Origin of the sequence: Streptomyces phytophilus (assembly GCF_013870535.1) — a bacterium.
Lineage (GTDB): Bacteria > Actinomycetota > Actinomycetes > Streptomycetales > Streptomycetaceae > Streptomyces > Streptomyces phytophilus.
The window spans coordinates 1-1,351 of the sequence record NZ_JACBXC010001486.1 but is presented as its reverse complement, the minus strand read 5'-3'; the positions used below and the strand labels follow the sequence as shown (position 1 = coordinate 1,351).

Annotated in this window: 2 protein-coding genes; both read right to left on the bottom strand. The window is 74.8% G+C overall.

Going from position 1 to position 1,351, the window contains the following annotated elements:
* Positions 1 to 777 (bottom strand): IclR family transcriptional regulator (locus H5J30_RS33595; protein ID WP_181791544.1); only part of this gene is annotated, 777 nt, incomplete at its 3' end.
* Between the two features lie 104 nt (positions 778 to 881).
* The coding region (locus H5J30_RS33590; protein WP_181791542.1) for a substrate-binding domain-containing protein at positions 882 to 1,351 on the bottom strand (470 nt) is incomplete at its 5' end.

Below are 1,351 nucleotides of genomic sequence, written 5' to 3'. Positions count from 1 at the left end.
GGCGAGGAAGCCGAGGCCGGTGGAGATCTGGTCGGCGTACTCGACGGTCCTGGCGGCGAGCGTGTCCTGGCGGGCCGTCAGGTCCATGGCGGACAGCGAGCCGGAGACGGACAGCGCGGCGACGACCGCGCCGGAGCGGTCGCGTACGGGCGCGGCGAGGCAGGCGCGGCCGAACGCCAGCTCCTCGACCTCGGTGGCGTAGCCGCGGGCGCGGGTCTCGGCGAGCGCGTCGAGCAGCCCGGCGAGGCCGGTGAGGGTCTTGCGGGTGTACGCGGGGTAGTCCGGGCCCATGACGTCGCGGACCTCGTCCTCCGCGAGGCCGGAGAGCAGCGCCTTGCCCATGGCGGTGGCGTGCAGCGGCGCGGAGCGGCCGGTGAGGGTGAAGGTCCGCGGCGCGAGGGGGCCTTCGAAGTGGCAGAGGTAGAACATGCGGTCGCCGTGGCGTTCCGCGACGTTGGCGCCGAGGCCGAGTTCGTGGGCGAGGTTCTGGGCGACCTGGCGGGCGGCGCGGTGGACGGCGGACTGGTTGAGGGCGACGCCGGCCAGTTCGACGACCTTGGGGCCGATGCGGTGCAGGCCGCTGCGCTCGTCGCGGACGAGGTAGCCGAGCGACTCCAGGGCGGCCACCAGCCGGGAGACGGTGGACTGGCCGAGGCCGCTCAGCTCGACCAGCTCGGCGATGCGGCGCTCCGGCTGCTCGTCGGTGAAGTACGACAGCAGCGACAGGGCGCGCTCCACGCTCTGCGTGCCCGACGCGGTGCCTCCCGTTGCCGCCATCGCGACCTCCGTTCCCGGTCCCGGCCCCCGTTCCCTGGCGGGAAGATGGCTCATCCAGATAGCGGATGTTACATGGGTACGGGGGGCCGGGTGCGGGGAACCCGTTACGGGTCGGGGGTGCCGTAGGCGACGAGGGTGGTGGGGACGACGGTCCGGCGCTCGGGCGGTGCCGGCACGGTGCCCGTGCCGGGACCGGGACCGGCGCCGGCGCCGGTCCCGGTTCGTTCGCCGAGGCGGGCGAGGAGCAGGCGGCCGGCCTCGCGGCCGAGTTCGTCGGTGTCGTAGGCGACGAGGGTCAGCGGCAGGCCGAGCGTGTCGGCCATCTCGAAGTCGTCGAAGCCGGCGAGCGCGGTGGCGGTGCCGGCCTCGCGGATGGCGCGGAAGGCGCCGATGGTGTTGCGGTTGTTGGAGCAGAAAAGCGCGGTCGGCGGGGCGGGCAGGGCGAGCAGCGCGGCGGCGGCACGGGTGGCCTCCGCGGTCTGCTGCTGGCCCTGCCGTATGTACGTGTCGTCGGCGGGCAGCCCGGCGGCGGCGAGTGCGTCGGCGTAGCCGCGGAGTCGTTCGGTGCCGGTGT